Here is a 16441-nt window from a genome sequence, read left to right on the forward strand (position 1 = left end):
CCCAGGTGAAGAAGGTGTCGTACGTCCAAGCGTCAAGCGGCGCAAGGGAGAGCGACACGATCGCCATGTACAGCAGGAAGCCGATGCCGATCAGCGTGATCTTGCCCCGCGAGAACGGCTTGTCGCGATAGCGGACCACGCCGCCGCGCATCGTGTATTTGCCGGTGGCCTGCTTGCCGAGCCAGAACAGGCCGAACCAGAGCGGGAAGAGCACGATCATGAGGGCGATCGCCCAAGCGGCGAAGATCGGCGCGCCGACGGCGTGGCTGATCGGGGCGCCGATCCAGGCGTAGGCGGCGACGATGAGCGCGCCGGGGACGAGGTGGAGGGCGATGGACAGCGGGATCGAGTGGCGGTCGGCGAGGAGTTTGGCGGCGAGTCGGTTGGTGGGGCGGGCCTTCGGGGCCGCGAACTGCGTTTCGTTCATGTCCGAAAGCATCGTCGGCCGCGCTGTCGCAGACCTGTCGCCGGACTGACACCCCGCCTGACACGGGAAAGGGCCGACGCGTGAACGCGTCGGCCCTGCTGCTTACCTGCGCCTACAGATCGCGGTATCGCTTGGCGGCCTTGAGCGCCACCTCGAGGTCGGCCGCGGTGGCCTGGCTGCCGGGGACGTCGAACGAGCCGCCGGCGGTGGGCTTCTCGGCGAAGTAGGGCAGGCCGTAAGCGGGAGTGTCGCGCTGGTAGCGCCAGCCTTCGGCGAGCGGGCCCGCATCGTAGGCGTCCCAGCCGATCGAGTCGAGGAAGGCCGTGACGGCCTGCTTCGCCGCGGCGTCGTCGCCCGCGATCAGGAGGGCCGAGCGCTCGGGGTCGCCGCTGGGGCGGGCGAGGGCGGCGATGTGCTTGTCCGTGATGTTGTTGAAGCCCTTGACGACCGAGGACTCCGGGAGGTGGGCCTGCAGGAGTTCGCTGACGGTGGTGGACTCGTCGTCCAGCTCGGGGATCTGCCCGTCGCGCTGCGGGTAGTAGTTGTTGGTGTCGATGACGACCTTGCCGCGTAGCTCCTCGACCGGGACGGTCTGGTACGCGTAGAACGGGACGGTGACTACGACGATGTCACCGGCGGCCGCCGCCTCGGCGGGTGTCGCGGCGCGGGCGTTCGGCCCGAGTTCCGCGACCAGGTCCGCGAGCGAGTCGGGCCCGCGCCGGTTGCTGAGGACGACGTTGTGGCCCGCGTTGACCGCGAGGCGCGCGATGGTGCCGCCGATGTGGCCGCTGCCGATGAATCCGATGGTGCTCATGACTGGTCACAACGAGTCGCCGGGCGTCGGCATTCCCCCGGTTTGCGGTGATCGAGGCCTCCCTGACAGAGGGAGAGCCGGCCGGTCCACGGGGGCGAGACCGGCCGGCTCGGCTCGTGCGGCGGCGCTTCTAGCCGCGCTTGTACTTCTCCCACCAGGTGAAGCTGCCCTTGTAGGCGTCCGGGGTGTTGTCGGCGGCGTGGCTGGCGAGGCCGTTCTTGCCGAAGAAGTAGTCGTGGATCTGCCGCTGCGCGGGGGCCGACATGTCCGTGTCGCACACCGCGTTCGCGTGGATGTGGTAGCTGAAGCCCTGCTCGGGCGTGCGCAGCCACGCCGCGAAACCGACGTCGCGCAGCGCCTTCACCGTCTGCCAGCGCTGCGTGGTCGTCATCGAGCCGACGTTGATGTCCACGACCCCGCCGCCGTCGTGCGTCCCGGCCGAGTCGGGGTTGCCGGTCGTGTACGAGCCCTGCGTGAGGGTGATGCTCCAGGAGAGCTTGCCGTCGGCGGCGGCGAGCATGTTCTTGGTGCGGGTGTTGACCCGCTTGCCGCCGTAGGAGTCCGTGCTCGACCCGACGCTCACGGCGCGGGTCACGGTGAACAGGCCGGTGTCGCTGCCGAGCTTCGCGAGGGAGGTCGGGCCGGGGACGCCGTTCGCGTCGAGTCCGCTGTAGCCCAGCGACTTCTGGTACGCGGAGTAGGCGCTGATCGTGGTGGTGCCGTAGTGGCCGTCCACCGAGCTCGCGGCGAGGAAGTTCTTGGCGTCGAGGGCCTGCTCGACGACCTGGACGTGCGGTCCGGCCGTGAGCGTCGTACCGGTGCCGGTCTTCGGCGGGTCGACCATCGCGGCGACGAGCACGAGCTCCATGTCGACGGCGGTCGCGGCCGAGGCCGAACCCATCGCGAGCACGGACGGGACGGCGACGGCGCCGATCCCGCCCGCGGTGAGGAGCGCGCGGCGCAGGAACCGGCGGCGGGAGTGGGTGTCGGGTGTGTCTTGGGAGGTCATCTTTTTGGTCCCTTCCAGGGGGTTCGCACCGAGGGGTGATCGACGCGACAAATGTCGTGTAACGGAACCATATCGAAGAAATCTTTCGTTGAGAAGTCCCCCAGTGAAACAAAACTTCACAGGGATCCGGACCCACCGCCGACGCCCAGCTCGACGCCCCGCCACCGCGCTTCGACCCGCTTCGCACCGATCCACCGGCCTGCGGGCCGCCACGCTGAGCGTCCGGCAAATATCATTGAGCGACACTCGTCTGAGAGGTGGCCATGTCCCCTACCGTCGAAGTCGCGATCTCCACGGAGACCGCCAAATACGCCCCCGACAGCCCTCAGTGGCAACGCGAAGTCGCGGCCCTCCACACTGAGCTGCATCGCGAAACCGGTGCTGTCACAATGGAATCCACGCCAGTTCCGGGGACCAAAGGCACGGCTGTGGACGTCATCCTGGCTCTCGGCACCTCCGGCGCCCTGGTCGCGACCGTGGAGATCGTCCGCTCCTGGCTCGGCCGAGACAAGACCCGCACGATCACCGCCACCTGGACCGACGAGGACGGCAAAGAGCGACGGTTCACCTTGACCGGAGAGAACATCGACCAGCAGTCGCTCACCGCATTGAGCGAATCGATCGGCCGGATGATCGAAGGCCGCTGATGCCCGACCGTCGATACCGCGCCCTCCTCATCGGCAACGCCGTCTTCCGCCGAGACCCGCAAGGCCTCCCGAAGCTCCAGGGCCCGCGCGCAGACGTGGATGCGCTGTTCGACGCCCTGTCCGACAACGAATCGGGCCTCTTCGCCGCCGAGGACGTCGAAGCGCTCATCGACCGGAACGTCCAGAACCTCCGCGAGGAACTGCACCGCTTCTTCATCGAAGACGCCACCCGCGACGACGTCCTGTTCCTCTACTACAGCGGCCACGGCAAGCTGGACCTGCTCGGCCGACTCCACCTGTGCGCCAGTGACACTCGCGTGAACGCGCTGCCCGTGACCGCGCTGCGGTACAAGGAGGACATCGACGGCCTGATCGAAGCCTCCCCCGCGCCCGCCACGGTCACCATCCTCGACTGCTGCCACAGCGGCGCCTTCCGAGGCGGCGAGCTGAAAGTGAAAGCGAACGGCAAGGGCCGCTGCGTGATCACCAGCGCCAGCGCGAACGAACTCGCCCTGGACGCACTCGGTCCGGGCGGTACGAGCCCGTTCACGAACGCGCTCGTAGCGGGCCTCCGCTTCGCCCAAGCCGAGGACCACCTCACCGCGCAGAGCCTCTACGACTACGTCGAAACCGAACTGGGCCCGGCGGGCAACGCCAGCCCTCAGTTCTACTTCGACGGCGAAGGCGCGATCGCCCTCGCCAAGCGGCTCCCCCGCCAGGAACCTGCCGCACCGGCTGCCGCCGCCGCAATCGTGCTCCCCGCGATCGCTCTCCCCGGCGCGATCGGCGAACCAGTCGCCAAAGCCCCCGCAGCGGCCCCAGAACCCGGACCAGCCGGACTGACGCTGCCCCAACCCCGAACCCTCCTATGGGAACTCCTCAACGAAGCGGCGGAATCCTCGCTGTCGGGGGACGGCGACGAGGAGACGGGCGAACTCCTCGCCGAGGTCATCGAAGCGGCGGTTCCACTCGACGTGCGCTGGCCGATGGCGGTCCTGAAGCGGAGCGGTGAGGGACCCGGCCGACAAGTAATCGTTGAGGCCTTGGCCAGAGGGCTGGTGAAGAAGGACATCTCCGAAGCGCTCCAATTCGCCCGCGGATTCGCCATCTCGACCCCCGAGTTCACGGGAGCCCGCCTCGCCATCGCTGCCGCACTTCCCGAAGCTCTGCAGGACCTGGCAAGGTCGTTGCTCGAGGAGGCGATCAGCTCCGCAGTCCGGGGGCGCGATGTGCGGAAGTCCCAGATGATCCTGCGGCTCTTGGAACTCCGATGTCACCTCGACGACCCGGAGTCATCGAACTCCGAAGCGGGACTGGCCTGGGCCGCGAAGAGCCTCGCCGAGGCGAACCCGGATATCTGGATCACGCTTGCGGAAGCACTGGACGCCTCGATAGGGCAGGAACAGGACCAGGCGATCAGGATGCCGATCCAAGCCGACGCGGCCCTCCGTTACGCCCTCTTCGATGCCAGAGCCGCGAGGCATCTCTTCTTCTTCGACGCACACCTGCTCCACGAGACCGCGTTCAAGCGATTGCCGATACGTGCCATCACCCGCGGCGCAGCGGCGATACTCGCGATCGACGCGTCGACCGGACACCGCCTCCTTGAGATCGCAGAGCGGCGATGCCGATCCCAAGAGGACTGGATTGAGTTCTTCGACACCCTGATCGACCTGCTTCGGGCCTCCCCCGGTCCCGACCAGGCCAATGCTGCCCACCTGATCTCAATGGTGGAAAGGGCGAGCGACAGGGTGACGGACGACGAATGGTGGCAGCTCGCCTCTGCCGCCGAAGCCCTGGTCACCTCTGCTCCGGAATCGGTAGGTCGTCTCCTGCGGCTCGATCCCGACGAGGACCGCATGCGCCGCAACCTGATCAGGGCTGCGAAGCAGACCGCCACCGTCGACATGACCGCCGCGAGGCACCTGGCCGCCGCCGCCGAACGGCTGGTCCTTTCGATCCTCGACGAGTCCGAACAGGCTCGTGAACTCGTCGACCTCGCAGAAGCCTTCGCTGCGATCGACCCCGATCGCGCGATTCAGCTGCTCATGTCAATGCCGGCCATCGCTGTTGAGTATTCGATCGCGATCACGAACGTTGCCGCAATATTCGCGGCAGCCTTCCCAGAGCGGATCGAAACCCTCGTCGACCTGCTCGACCCCGGTGACGGAACCGAGACCTGGTGGGTGACCGATGTCTATGAGGGAGTGGCAAAAGTCGATCCCGACTGGGCCCTGCGAGAAGTGGAGGAGCTGCCGGGCTCGCGGGAAAAGAACTCCGTCATCGCGCAAGCCGCCATAACTCTGGCCTCGACGGCTCCGGAGCGAGCTGCGGATCTCGCATTCGAAGCCGGCAACGATCTCAGCGGCAGCCACGCTCTCCTCGAGATTGTTCGCATCATCATGGCGAGCAGTCCCGAGCAAGGAGCTGCGATCGCCCAGCAGATTCCGGACAGCCCCCAGGGCCCCTACGCTCGGATCACCGCTCTATGCAGCGTGGGCAAGGCGATCATCGAACAGGACCCGAACGAAGCTGAAGCTCTGCTCGAGCTCGCAGAACGAACTGCCTATTCGATGGACGACGACTGTCGCAAGGGCTCGCTGCTCTGCGACATCGCCGATGCCTATGTCAAACTCGGTACCGCGTCACTTCGTGCGTCCAAACTGCTCACGCGAGCCGAGGCTTGCGCTTCTGCGAACGCCGACGACGACGACGACCGTCGGACCCGTCTGTTGAGTGAAGTCATGATCGGCTGGGCGGCGATCGCGCCAGCGCGAGCGGAACGGATTGCAGAGGCCATCGCTGATGATTGGAGTGGACGCAACCCGGATCTCCGCAAGGCGGCCATAGCGATGGCCCCCTCCGATCCGCGTCGAGCGGAAAAGCTCACTTCGATGATCAGCGATCAGGAGGAGCTGCTGCTGGCACAGGCCGCACTCGTGGAGGAGTTCTGCAAATCGGCTCCGGCGCGGGCCGAACGGTTGGCGCTCGCAATGGAACCCGGCGAAGACCGCGCCCGTGCGCTGCTCGCGGTCGCCCAAGCGGAGGTTCAGCGACAGTCCTGGTAGGCAAGGCAAGGGCCGGTCGTCGAATTCAGAGGTTGGATGGGTAGGGGTTCAGGCGGGCAGCGACAAAGAGGTCTGAGGGAGGTTGCGGTGTGCCCTGCGGCTGACAGGCAGCGCGGGGTGCGGGCCGACTCTCTCCTGGTTTGCAGTGTGCCCCAAGGAGGTTGGGGGTGCAGGTAGGGCGGGCATTGATAGTCCTCTATGGAATGTTCACCCTATCGGGTGATGACACCATAACAGAGTCGTGTCATCATTGAACTACGAACAAGAAAGCGAAAACAGCCAGATCATTCGAGAACAGGTGAGGAGGCGAGACCCATGGCCCACTGCGACACCCACACCACTCCGGCCCTCTCCCCCGCCTCGATCCTCTCTCCTTCTGCTGACCGCCGCTCTCAGGCTGCTGAGGTTCGTTCCCTGCTCGATGCAGCCGCCGCCGGTATCAATGCCTTCCACACCCAGGTCCTCTCATCCGTGATCGCCATGAAGGAGCAGGGCCTGCACCGCTCCGAGTTCGGGTTCTCCGCCCTCAGGGACCTCCTGCTCTCCCAGTTCGACTTCACCTACAACACGGCAGGATCCATCGCGGCCATCGCCCGACTCTCAGGGAAGTTCCGGATCCTGGCCAAAGCGGCAACGACAGGAACGGCACGGATCGACCAGGTCGCCTACGCCGTCCGCCAACTCGACCAGACCCCCGCCATGCGACTCTTCGCCCGCACCCCCTTCAGGACCCCGGCCCCCTCCCCCTTCGACCCCCAGATCCTCTGCGCCACACCAGAAGCGATGGTCGCCCAGTACTGCCAGCACGCTTCCTTCAAAGACCTGCGCCGCCACCTGGATGAGCTGTGGGCCTCGATCGCCGAAGAGACCGAACTGTTCGACGGCCTCGGGGAACAGTCCCTCCAGCGCCTGGAGTTGACCGAGACCGGCAACGGCATGTGGCACCTCGAAGGCACGCTCTCGGATGCGACCGGCAGGCTCCTCGACAAGTACCTGAAGACCGCCTGCCCGCCCCCGCGCCAAGAAGACACCGAGGCCGACAGCGAAGACGACAGCGAGGGCCTGCTGCCCGCGCAGGCGAACCGGAACGCCGAAGCACTCCACCAGCTCCTGGCCGGGTACGGGTCCTCCCCGCAAGCCGCCACCCGCCACGGCCACACCGCCACCCTCGACCTAGTCGTGGACATCGAGACGTTGCAGGGCAAGGACACCGGCCGCCTCCCCTTCCTGGAAGGCCAGCCGATCTCGGTAGCGCGTGCCCGCCTGCTGGCCTGCGAGGCCGGGGTCATCCCCTCAGTCTTCAACTACACCACCGGCGAAGCCGTCGAACTCGGCAGGGCGATGCGCCTCCCGAACGCTTCCCTCCGCCGCAAGCTGGAACTGGAGCAACCGGAAGGGTGCGCTTGGCACGGCTGCGACCGCCCGGTCGCTTGGACCGAGGCGCACCACATCCAGCACTGGGCTGACGGCGGCGTGACGGCCGCTGAGAACCTGATCCTGCTGTGCCGGTTCCACCACGGGCGGATCCACACGACTGGCTGGAGCGTGGAGAAGACCGGGCCCGGCCAGGCCATCATCACCCACCATGACGGTCATGAAGGCCCAGGCGGCAACGACAGCGGGGGCGGCTGTGGCTGCTCGGACTGGCGCACCGACCACGACATGGACACCGAACACCAAGACTCGGACTGGGATGTGTTCCCCACCGGGCTCTACCGCTCCGAATGGTCCGAGACAATGAAGCCCGACCTGGATGGGATGGCTGAGGCCATCGACAGAGACCGGGCGATCCAAGCCATGCGGGCCGCCAAGGCAAGATGCCGAGCGAAGTTCAGGGCACCGAAACCGCCCTCCCCGATACCGGTCTTAGGCTGCCCCAGCAGGCAGACTGCTGGGGGAAGCGCCGCAAAGCAACACCACGCAGCGCAGCTCGAACCTCCCCTTGAGGTTCGGGCCCCTCGGCATGCCCAAGGCAGGAAACCAACCCCTGCCAACACCCTCCCATCGCTGCCGGGTTGAACCAGGACCCGATCGGGCAGGGCAGTCGCAGAACGACCGCGCCCTGCCACTACCTCGTTGTCGCTGCCGGATTGAACTCGCACCCAAGCAAACCGGGAAGCCGCAGAACGACCGCGCCCCGCCGCTGCCTCGTTGTCGCTGCCGGATTGAACTCGCACCCAAGCAAACCGGGAAGCCGAAGAGCGACCCGCGCCCCGCCGCCACCTCGTTGTCGCTGCCAGGTTAAACCCCGAGGCGATCGGAACAGTCGGCCGGAGACCAACCAGGACCGAGTGAGGCCTTGTGGTCGCTGCCTGATTGGAGTCGGGCCCAATAGGACCGGAAAGCGGGGAAGCAGTCCAGTTCCCTGCTGCCGGTTCGTTGGTGCGCCCGATCGGACCCAGCCCGAGACCGGCCAGGACTGTCTGAGGCCCTGCTGTCACTGCCCGTTTGAGCCGGGAGTCCACCGGGCCGGGCAGCCGGAAGGCGACCCGGCACCTACTGCCACCTCGTTGTCGCCGCCCGATTGAAGCTGGGCCCTATCGAACCAAACAGCTCAAGATCGACCCGAGTCCTCCTGCCATCTCACGGTCGCCGCTCGCTTTGGCTTGGGGTCATTTGGGCCGAGTTCGGACTGGAAGCCAAGTTGGCCGCGTCTCGACGGGTCGCTCGGGAATGAGGAAGGCCCCGCCGCGAGCGGGGCCTTCTACTTGTAGGGCAAAGCAGGACATGTTCCCGTGGTGGCCCAGGGATAATGAGTCTCCTGCTCTGACCAGCCAGAGCCACGGATCAATAACGTTGCTGCCCTTGCCCGTTCGTCCGGCTCAGATGATGCGGTCTCAGACGATGGGTCTCAGACGATGCGATCCAGGATGATCGGGCCTCGCTTTGCGGGCTCCGCGCCGATCTTCCACTGGCCCTCAAGGGTCTCCATGGCCGCGTGGAAGCGGGCGGGGGTGTCGGTGTGGAGGCGGAAGACCGTGTCTCCGGCCCTGACCGGCTCGCCGACGGTCTTGAGGATCTCGATGCCCGCACCGAACTGGACCGGCTCGCCCTGGCGTTCGCGGCCCGCGCCGAGGCGCCAAGCGGCGACGCCCACCGCGTAGGCGTCCATCTCCGAGACATAGCCGCCGACGTCGGCCTTGATCTCCTCGAACTCGAGACCGGTCGGCAGCGGCGCGTCGACCTCGCCGCCCTGGGCCTCGATCATCTTGCGCCAGACGTCCATCGCGCGACCGTCCTTCAGAGCGGCCGCCGGGTCGACGTCCATCCGGCCCGCGGCGGCGAGCATCTCCTTGGCCAGCTCCACCGTGAGCTCCACGACGTCTTCAGGGCCGCCGCCGGCGAGGACCTCGATGGATTCGCGCACTTCGAGGGCGTTGCCCGCAGTGCGACCCAAGGGGATCGACATGTCGGTGAGCAGCGCGCGAGTGTCGACGTCGTGGTCCTTGCCGAGGCGGACCATCGTCTCGGCGAGTTCGCGGGCCTGGGCGAAGTCCTTCATGAACGCGCCCGAGCCGACCTTGACGTCGAGCACGATCGCGTCAGCGCCCTCGGCGATCTTCTTGCACATGATCGAGGAGGCGATGAGCGGGATCGCCTCCACGGTGGAAGTGATGTCGCGCAGCGCGTACAGCTTCTTGTCCGCGGGCGCGAGGTCGCCGGTGGCGGCGCAGATGACCGCGCCGATGCGCTTGAGCTGGTCGACGACAGCGGATTCGGTCATGTCGACCTGGAATCCCGGGATCGACTCGAGCTTGTCGAGCGTGCCGCCGGTGTGGCCGAGGCCGCGGCCCGAGAGCTGCGGGACCGCGACGTCGAAGACGGCGACGAGCGGCGCCAGCGGCAGGGTGATCTTGTCGCCCACACCGCCGGTGGAGTGCTTGTCCACGCACGGCTTCCCGACCTCGGAGAGGTCAAGGGTGATACCGGAGTGGATCATCGCGGCCGTCCAGTCGGCGATCTCGCGCGGCTTCGCCCCGTTGAGGAAGATCGCCATGGCGAGGGCCGACATCTGCTCGTCGGCGACGACGCCCTTGGTGTAGGCGTCGATGACCCAGTCGATCTGGGCGGTCGAGAGTTCGCCGCCGTCGCGCTTGGTGCGGATGACGTCTACAGCGGTGATCATTGGGTTTCCCTCACAGACAATGGAATTCGAGGAGGGCGGGACACTCTTGGCGCTGCTTGCGAGCCATAAATTGACACTGTGTCCCACCCTCGCCCTACAGGTATTCGGGGCCGAACGCGCCCGGGAGCAGGGCTCCCACGGTGGTCGGCTCCGGCGCGGCGTCCACCAGGCACTCGGCGCCGCCGTGCTCGTAGAGCAGTTGGCGGCAGCGGCCGCAGGGGGTGAGGGGTTCCCCCGCGCGGTCGACGCATGCGACGGCGACCAGACGCCCGCCGCCGGTGGCGGCGAGCTCGGAGACCATGCCGCACTCGGCGCAGAGGGTCAGGCCGAAGGAGGCGTTCTCGACGTTGCAGCCGGAGACGATCCGGCCGTCGTCGACGAGGCCGGCGACACCGACCGGGAACTTCGAGTAGGGGGCGTAAGCGTGGCCCATGGCCTCGCGGGCCTTGTCCCGCAACGTGTCCCAGTCGATGTCGGTCATGGCTACTTATCCCCCGGGTTGTACGGCACGCCGTCCGCGGCGGGCGCCTTGGCCTTGCCGATGAGTCCGGCGACGACCACGAGCGTGACCACGTACGGCAGCATCTGCAGGAACTCGCCGGGGACGACCGAGCCGCCCGAGGCGTCCAGGTCGCGGGCGACCTGGGTGGTGAAGCCGAAGATGAGCGCGCCGGCGAGCACGCCGAGCGGGTTCCAGCGGCCCACGATCATGACCGCTAGCGCCACGAAGCCGAGCCCGGCGGTCATGTTCTTGCCGAAGGCCAGGGAGTTCGCGATGGTGAACCAGGCGCCGCCGAAGCCGGAGATGAGGCCGGCGAGGGTCACGTTCCAGAACCGCAGGCGGTTGACGTTGACGCCCATGGAGTCCGCGGCGGCCGGGTGCTCGCCGACCGCGCGGGTGCGCAGGCCCCAGCGGGTGCGGTAGAGCAGGAACCACACCACGAACACCAGCGCGAGTCCGATGTAGACGAAGATCTTCTGCTGGAACAGGACCGGGCCGAGCACGGGGATGTCCGCGAGCGGGCCCCACGAGAGCGTCGGCACCGAGAAGGCGCTGTTGAGCCCCTCGGCCTTCTTGAGCTGGTCGTACATGAAACTGGTGAAACCGAGCGCCAGCAGGTTGAGGATGACGCCCACGACGACCTGGTTGACCTGGTACTTCGTGGCCAGCAGGGCCAGCAGCATGGTCGAGAGGAGACCGGCGATCATCGCGCCGACCATGCCGGCGTAGACGTTCCCGGTCACGTTCGCGACCAGGACGCCGGTGAAGGCGCCCATGAGGAACTGGCCCTCGATGCCGATGTTGATGACGCCCGAGCGCTCGCACACGACGCCCGAGAGCGCACCGAACAGGTAAGGGAGCGAGAGGAACAGGGCCCCGGCGAGGATCGACTCGGCGCGGAACACGGTGCCCGGCTGCGAGTAGGCCCAGAACAGCAGGCCCAGGACGAACGCGGTCACCGCGACGGCGGAGACGAGCTTCAAACGGCGCTTGGGGAGCCCGACGAGCATCCAGGCGCCCGCGGCGGCCGCGATCGCGCCGAGGACCGCTACGCACGCCGTCGTGGGCAGGGCCCATTCGACGTCGGTGAGGGTCCGGTCGAACGCGATCGTGGTCGTGTCGCCCGTGGAGACCACCGCGAAAGCGATGACGATCAGGAGCAGGCCGAGCACGCTGAAGGCGGTGCCGGGCTTGATGAACCGGGTCGGGACGCTCTCGTCGACGACCGCCGGTGAGGAGGTCATGGTGTCCACTGCCATGGGGCTCACCAGCCTTTCGCTTCGAGGGTGACCAGGCCGCCGCGCGGCGTGCGCAGGTGCAGGATCGCCTTGACCAGGGCCGGTGCGGCGATGAAGAGCACGATGATCGCCTGCAGCAGCGTCGAGATGTCGACCGGCACGTCCGGCTGGGCCGAGAGGGCCCCGGCCTTGAGCGCGCCGAACAGGATCGCCGCCGCGACGATGCCGCCGGGGTTGGCGCGGCCCAGGAGCGCGACGGTGATGCCGTCGAACCCGTATTCGAGGGCCGTGTTCGTGGTGATGCCGGAGGAGCCGACGCCGAGCGACAGGGCCGCGCCGGCCAGGCCGGCGAGACCGCCGGCGACGGCCATCGTGGTCACGTAGGTCGAGCCGATGCGCATGCCGGCGGTCGCGGAGGCGTGCTCGTTGAAGCCGACGGCGCGGATGCGGAAGCCGAACGTGGAGCGCGAGAGCAGCCACCAGGTGAAGACCGCCGCGGCGATGCCGAGCGGCAGCGCCCAGTTGACGCGCAGGCTCTCGCTGAGGCCCGACAGGAGCTTCGGCATGACCGCCGACTCGTCGACGGGCTTGGTGATGAGGTCCGACTTCGTCTCCGAGTGGAGGAAGCCGGTCCCGATGGCCCACACCAGGAACAGGCCCGCGATGTTGTTCAGCATGATCGAGGAGATGACCTCGTGCGCGCCCGTCGTCGCCTTGAGGACGCCGGGCACGGCGCCGAACGCGGCGCCCGCGATCGCGCCGGCGATGATCGCCAGCGGCAGGTGGATCACGGCCGGGAGGCTGAAGCTGAAGCCGATGATGAGCGCGCCGAGCATGCCGAAGATCATCTGGCCCTGGGCGCCGATGTTGAACAGCCCGGCGCGGAACGCGAGGCCGACGGCGAGGCCGGTGAAGATCAGCGGGGTCGCGTACGTGAGCGTCTCGGACAGCGGCCGCAGCAGGTCGCCGAACTCGGCGGTCCCGGCGGCGAACCGGTCGAGCGTGTTCAGGTTGAGGACGGCGCCCTCGAACAGCGCGATGTAGGAGTCGCGCACGAGGTACCAGGAGGCGGACAGGGCGTCCTGGGGGCGGGCGAAGAAGTACGTGTAGGTGGAGCGCACGTACTCGTCGGAGACGATGAGGAGGATCGCGCCGATGAGGAACGCCAGGATGAGCGAGTAGATCGTGACCATGACCGAGTTGGCCTCGGTCAGGTAGCGGCCGAAGAGCCGCATGAAGCTCGGCTTCGCTTCGGGGGTCTCGCCCGCATCAGGCTGGTCGGCGGCCGGGGCTTTCGTATCCGTGCTCATCGGTCACCTCCGTTGGCTTCCTCGTCGGTCTCAGGGGCATCGGTCTCGGGGGCTTCGGGGGCCTCGGCTTCAGGAGCCGCGGGCGCGTCGTCCGGGGCGGCGATGTCGCCGCCCACCATGAGTCGGCCGATCACCTCGCGGGGCGTGTCCGGGGCGACCTCGCCGACGATGCGGCCGTTGTAGATCACCGCGATGCGGTCGGCGAGCGCGTAGATCTCGTCCAGTTCGGAGGAGATGAGCAGGACGCCGGTGCCGGTGTCGCGCTCGGCGATGAGGCGCGAGTGGATGAACTCGGTCGCGCCCACGTCGACCCCGCGGGTCGGCTGCGCCGCGACGAGGAACCGGCGGGGCCGGGAGAACTCGCGGGCGATGATGACCTTCTGCTGGTTGCCGCCGGAGAGCGCCGAGGCGGGCTCCTCCGGGGACTGGGTGCGGATGTCGAACTCGGCGATCGAGTCGACGGCGCGCTTGCGCACCGCGCCCGCGTTCACCGCGCCGCGCTTGCTGAACGGCGTCTCGCGGTACTGGTTGAGGACGAGGTTCTCGGCGACCGAGAACTCGGCGACGAGGCCGTCGCGGCCGCGGTCCTCGGGGATGTAGCCCAGGCCGTGCGCGATGCGGGCGGCCGGGCTCGTGCCGTGCATGTCCTTGCCGTCGATCGAGATGTGGCCCTCGTCGGGCTTGACGAGCCCGAGGATCGAGCGGGCGAGCTCGGTCTGGCCGTTGCCCTCCACGCCCGCCAGGCCCACGATCTCTCCGGAGTGGACGGTGAGGCCGAGGCCGTCGAGGACCTTCACGCCGGCGTCGGAGACGACGGTGAGGTCCTTGACCTCCAGGCGCGCCTCGCCCGGCTCGGCCGGGGTCTTGTCGACCTGGAGGGTCACGGCCCGGCCGACCATCGCGGAGGCCATCTCGGCCTCCGAGGCGGTCGGCTCCAGCTCGGCGACGACCTTGCCGCGGCGGATCACCGTGATGGTGTCCGCGACGGCCTGGACCTCTTTGAGCTTGTGGGAGATGAACAGGATCGACGTGCCGGCGGCCGCGAGGTTCCGCATGATCTGCAGGAGCTCGGTGATCTCCGCGGGCGTGAGCACCGCGGTCGGCTCGTCGAGGATGAGCAGTTCCGTCTTCGGCCCCGAGAGGGCCTTGACGATCTCGACGCGCTGCTGGACGCCCACGGGCAGTTCCTCGCAGATCGCGTCGGGGTCGAGCTTGAGGCCGTACTCCTCCGAAACCTGGCGTACGGCGTTCCGCGCGGCCTTGGCCGAGAGCACCCCCATTCCCTGGGTGTGCTCCCGGCCCAGCTGCACGTTGTCAGCGACGCTGAAGGGCCCGACGAGCTTGAAGTGCTGGTGCACCATCCCGATCCCGGCGGCGATCGCGTCGCCCGGACCGTTGAAGGAGACCGGCTCCTCGTCGATGAGGATCTCGCCGCTGGTGGGCGTCAGGATCCCGTAGAGCATGTTCATGAGCGTCGACTTGCCCGCGCCGTTCTCGCCGAGGATGGCGTGGATCTGGCCGGGCTCGACCACGAGGTCGATGTCGTCGTCAGCGGTGAACGAGCCGAACTTCTTCGTCAGGCCCTTCAGTTCGAGTCGCAATTCTGGTCCTTAGCTTCGTTCCGCCCGACTAGGAGGCGGCGGGGCTGGCCGGGGACTCGACGACGATGGTGCCGTCGATGATCTGCTGGGTCAGCGCCTCGATCTCGGCCTTGGTCTCGGCGGAGACGGCGGAGTCGAAGTCGTGGAACGGGGCGAGCGCGACGCCGCCGTTCTCGAGCGTGCCGACGTACGAGCCGGTGATGGCGTCGCCGCCGTTGGCGGCCTTGTAAGCGGCGTCCACGGCGTCCTTGACGGCGGTCTCGAGGCCCTTCTCGGCGGAGGTGAGGATCTCGGCGCCGTACTCGGTGGACACGAAGCCGTCGGTGTCGACCCAGATCGCGGAGACGTCGTCGTTCTCGGAGGCGGCGGTCAGCGCGCCGATGCCGGCGGGGCCGGCGACCGGGAAGAGGATGTCGGCGCCCTGCGTGATGAAGGTGTCCGAAGTGCTCTTGCCGGCGGCGGCGTCCTCGAAGCCGTTGATGAAGGTGCCGGTCTGGGCCTCTTCATCCCAGCCGAGGAGCTCGACGTTGGTGCCCTTGTCCTCGTTGTGCTTGGCGATGCCCTCGGCGAAGCCGTCCATGAAGATGGTCACCGGCGGGATCTGGATGCCGCCCCAGGTGGCGACCTTGCCGGTCTTGGTCTGGGCGGCCGCGACGTACCCGGCGAGGTACGCGGACTGGGCGGTGTCGAACTGGATCGAGTAGACGTTCTCGACCTCGGAGAAGCCGTCGACCGTGGCGAACGGGATGTCCGGGTTCGCGGTGGCGATGGTGTTGACGTTCTCGGTCATGAGCCCGCCGACGCCGACGATGAAGTTGCAGCCGTCGTCGACCGTGGCCTGGAGGTTCGGGTCGTAGTCGGTCTCGGAGCTGGACTCCTTGACCTGGACTTCGATGTCGTCGTTCGCCTTGGCGGCCGCTTCCATGCCCGCCCAGGAGGACTCGTTGAAGGACTTGTCGTCCACGCCACCGGAGTCGGTGACCATGCACGCGAGGAACGACGCGTCGGCGTTGTCGCCGCCGTTCGAGTCGGACGGTGCCTCGCCGCAAGCGGCGAGGGCGGCGAGGCCGACGGCGGAGAAGCCCGCCAGGGCCAGCTTGAACGGCTTGACAGCCATCTCGGTCTCCTTTGACGTTTCAAGGGGGTAAGTCGATACCCGCATAATCATGGCCGCACTGCATGGCCTTTGACACTCACCTTGACTATTTCGTTACCGAAACATCCTATGACTGAGATCAGCGGTGAACTGGTGTTTCACTCGGGCTACGGCGCGGTTGCAGCTCCGGGAGCCCGAAACGGATCGCAAGTGAGTGAATCCCCGGGCCGGTCCTACGTCCAGAACACGGCCACGGCGGCGGTCGCCGCGATGAGCGCGCCGGTCGCGTAGAAGTGCCCCGCGGCGACCTTCTCACGCTTCTTCCAGACCGGGATCGCGATCATGACGCCCAGCAGCAGGGCGAGCAGGAACTTCACGCCGAGCTTGGCGTGGTTGGCGTCGCCGTCCGCCGCGACGATCCCGTAGAGGACGATCCCGGTGGCGAGCTGGGTCGCGATGCCGTAGAGCATCGCCGCGTTGAAGTTGAACCGCTTGGAGAGCAGGGAGACGAGCCAGCCGCCGAAGACGGCCGCGAAACCGAGCAGGTGGAGGTAGCGCAGCAGCAGGTGAACGAAGTCCATGCCGCGGAGTATTCCAGAGAGC

The 16441-nt window shown here is 67.6% G+C and carries 12 protein-coding genes and 1 pseudogene; 3 read left to right on the forward strand and 10 right to left on the reverse strand.

Annotation, left to right across the window (positions count from 1 at the left end):
- The 3 genes and pseudogenes from O2L01_RS03655 to O2L01_RS03665 form a co-directional block, all read right to left on the reverse strand.
- A pseudogene (locus tag O2L01_RS03655) lies at positions 1-427 on the reverse strand (CPBP family intramembrane glutamate endopeptidase); the annotation flags it as partial.
- Between the two features lie 112 nt (positions 428-539).
- The gene (locus O2L01_RS03660; protein ID WP_270120489.1) at positions 540-1241 is read right to left on the reverse strand and encodes an NADPH-dependent F420 reductase; all 702 of its coding nucleotides are present in this window, start codon (positions 1239-1241) and stop codon (positions 540-542) included.
- Positions 1242-1371: 130 nt separating this feature from the next.
- Entirely contained in the window at positions 1372-2250 is an 879-nt protein-coding gene (locus tag O2L01_RS03665; protein ID WP_270120490.1) for a peptidoglycan-binding domain-containing protein, read from the reverse strand.
- 263 nt (positions 2251-2513) lie between these two features.
- Here O2L01_RS03665 and O2L01_RS03670 point away from each other — a divergent pair, with 263 nt between their 5' ends.
- From O2L01_RS03670 to O2L01_RS03680, 3 genes are all read left to right on the forward strand, one after another.
- Positions 2514-2897 (forward strand): effector-associated constant component EACC1, encoded by a 384-nt coding sequence (locus tag O2L01_RS03670; RefSeq protein ID WP_270120491.1) that lies wholly within the window; start codon positions 2514-2516, stop codon positions 2895-2897.
- Positions 2897-5965 carry a caspase family protein gene (locus O2L01_RS03675; RefSeq protein WP_270120492.1) on the forward strand — a complete coding sequence of 1023 codons (3069 nt, stop codon included), beginning with the start codon at positions 2897-2899 and terminating at the stop codon, positions 5963-5965. The genes O2L01_RS03670 and O2L01_RS03675 overlap by 1 nt, the downstream gene beginning before the upstream one ends.
- Positions 5966-6280: 315 nt before the next feature.
- Positions 6281-7984 carry an HNH endonuclease signature motif containing protein gene (locus tag O2L01_RS03680; protein ID WP_270120493.1) on the forward strand — a complete coding sequence of 568 codons (1704 nt, stop codon included), beginning with the start codon at positions 6281-6283 and terminating at the stop codon, positions 7982-7984.
- Between the two features lie 832 nt (positions 7985-8816).
- On the opposite strand, the gene O2L01_RS03685 is transcribed toward O2L01_RS03680, so the two are convergent.
- From O2L01_RS03685 to O2L01_RS03715, 7 genes are all read right to left on the reverse strand, one after another.
- Entirely contained in the window at positions 8817-10091 is a 1275-nt protein-coding gene (locus tag O2L01_RS03685; protein ID WP_270120495.1) for a thymidine phosphorylase, read from the reverse strand.
- A gap of 94 nt (positions 10092-10185) precedes the next feature.
- Positions 10186-10572, reverse strand: a complete 387-nt coding sequence (locus tag O2L01_RS03690; RefSeq protein WP_270120496.1) for a cytidine deaminase — start codon at positions 10570-10572, stop codon at positions 10186-10188.
- A 2-nt stretch (positions 10573-10574) separates the two neighbouring features.
- A complete protein-coding gene (locus O2L01_RS03695) occupies positions 10575-11852 on the reverse strand; it encodes an ABC transporter permease (protein WP_270120497.1) in 1278 nt (425 codons plus the stop codon).
- A 5-nt stretch (positions 11853-11857) separates the two neighbouring features.
- Positions 11858-13141 (reverse strand): ABC transporter permease, encoded by a 1284-nt coding sequence (locus tag O2L01_RS03700; protein WP_270120498.1) that lies wholly within the window; start codon positions 13139-13141, stop codon positions 11858-11860.
- Positions 13138-14742, reverse strand: a complete 1605-nt coding sequence (locus O2L01_RS03705; RefSeq protein WP_270120499.1) for an ABC transporter ATP-binding protein — start codon at positions 14740-14742, stop codon at positions 13138-13140. The genes O2L01_RS03700 and O2L01_RS03705 overlap by 4 nt, the downstream gene beginning before the upstream one ends.
- A 28-nt stretch (positions 14743-14770) precedes the next feature.
- Positions 14771-15859, reverse strand: a complete 1089-nt coding sequence (locus O2L01_RS03710; protein ID WP_270120500.1) for a BMP family lipoprotein — start codon at positions 15857-15859, stop codon at positions 14771-14773.
- Between the two features lie 212 nt (positions 15860-16071).
- Entirely contained in the window at positions 16072-16419 is a 348-nt protein-coding gene (locus O2L01_RS03715) for a hypothetical protein (RefSeq protein WP_270120501.1), read from the reverse strand.
- Positions 16420-16441 lie beyond the last annotated feature (22 nt).

Origin of the sequence: Glycomyces lechevalierae, from assembly GCF_027622945.1 — a bacterium.
GTDB lineage: Bacteria > Actinomycetota > Actinomycetes > Mycobacteriales > Micromonosporaceae > Glycomyces > Glycomyces rutgersensis.

What these genes read in the sequence shown, in the direction of transcription:
- O2L01_RS03660 (WP_270120489.1), bottom strand. Translation starts at nt 1,241, where the DNA reads ATGAGCACCATCGGATTCATCGGCAGCGGCCACATCGGCGGCACCATC.
- O2L01_RS03665 (WP_270120490.1), bottom strand. Translation starts at nt 2,250, where the DNA reads ATGACCTCCCAAGACACACCCGACACCCACTCCCGCCGCCGGTTCCTG.
- O2L01_RS03670 (WP_270120491.1), top strand. Translation starts at nt 2,514, where the DNA reads ATGTCCCCTACCGTCGAAGTCGCGATCTCCACGGAGACCGCCAAATAC.
- O2L01_RS03675 (WP_270120492.1), top strand. Translation starts at nt 2,897, where the DNA reads ATGCCCGACCGTCGATACCGCGCCCTCCTCATCGGCAACGCCGTCTTC.
- O2L01_RS03680 (WP_270120493.1), top strand. Translation starts at nt 6,281, where the DNA reads ATGGCCCACTGCGACACCCACACCACTCCGGCCCTCTCCCCCGCCTCG.
- O2L01_RS03685 (WP_270120495.1), bottom strand. Translation starts at nt 10,091, where the DNA reads ATGATCACCGCTGTAGACGTCATCCGCACCAAGCGCGACGGCGGCGAA.
- O2L01_RS03690 (WP_270120496.1), bottom strand. Translation starts at nt 10,572, where the DNA reads ATGACCGACATCGACTGGGACACGTTGCGGGACAAGGCCCGCGAGGCC.
- O2L01_RS03695 (WP_270120497.1), bottom strand. Translation starts at nt 11,852, where the DNA reads ATGGCAGTGGACACCATGACCTCCTCACCGGCGGTCGTCGACGAGAGC.
- O2L01_RS03700 (WP_270120498.1), bottom strand. Translation starts at nt 13,141, where the DNA reads ATGAGCACGGATACGAAAGCCCCGGCCGCCGACCAGCCTGATGCGGGC.
- O2L01_RS03710 (WP_270120500.1), bottom strand. Translation starts at nt 15,859, where the DNA reads ATGGCTGTCAAGCCGTTCAAGCTGGCCCTGGCGGGCTTCTCCGCCGTC.
- O2L01_RS03715 (WP_270120501.1), bottom strand. Translation starts at nt 16,419, where the DNA reads ATGGACTTCGTTCACCTGCTGCTGCGCTACCTCCACCTGCTCGGTTTC.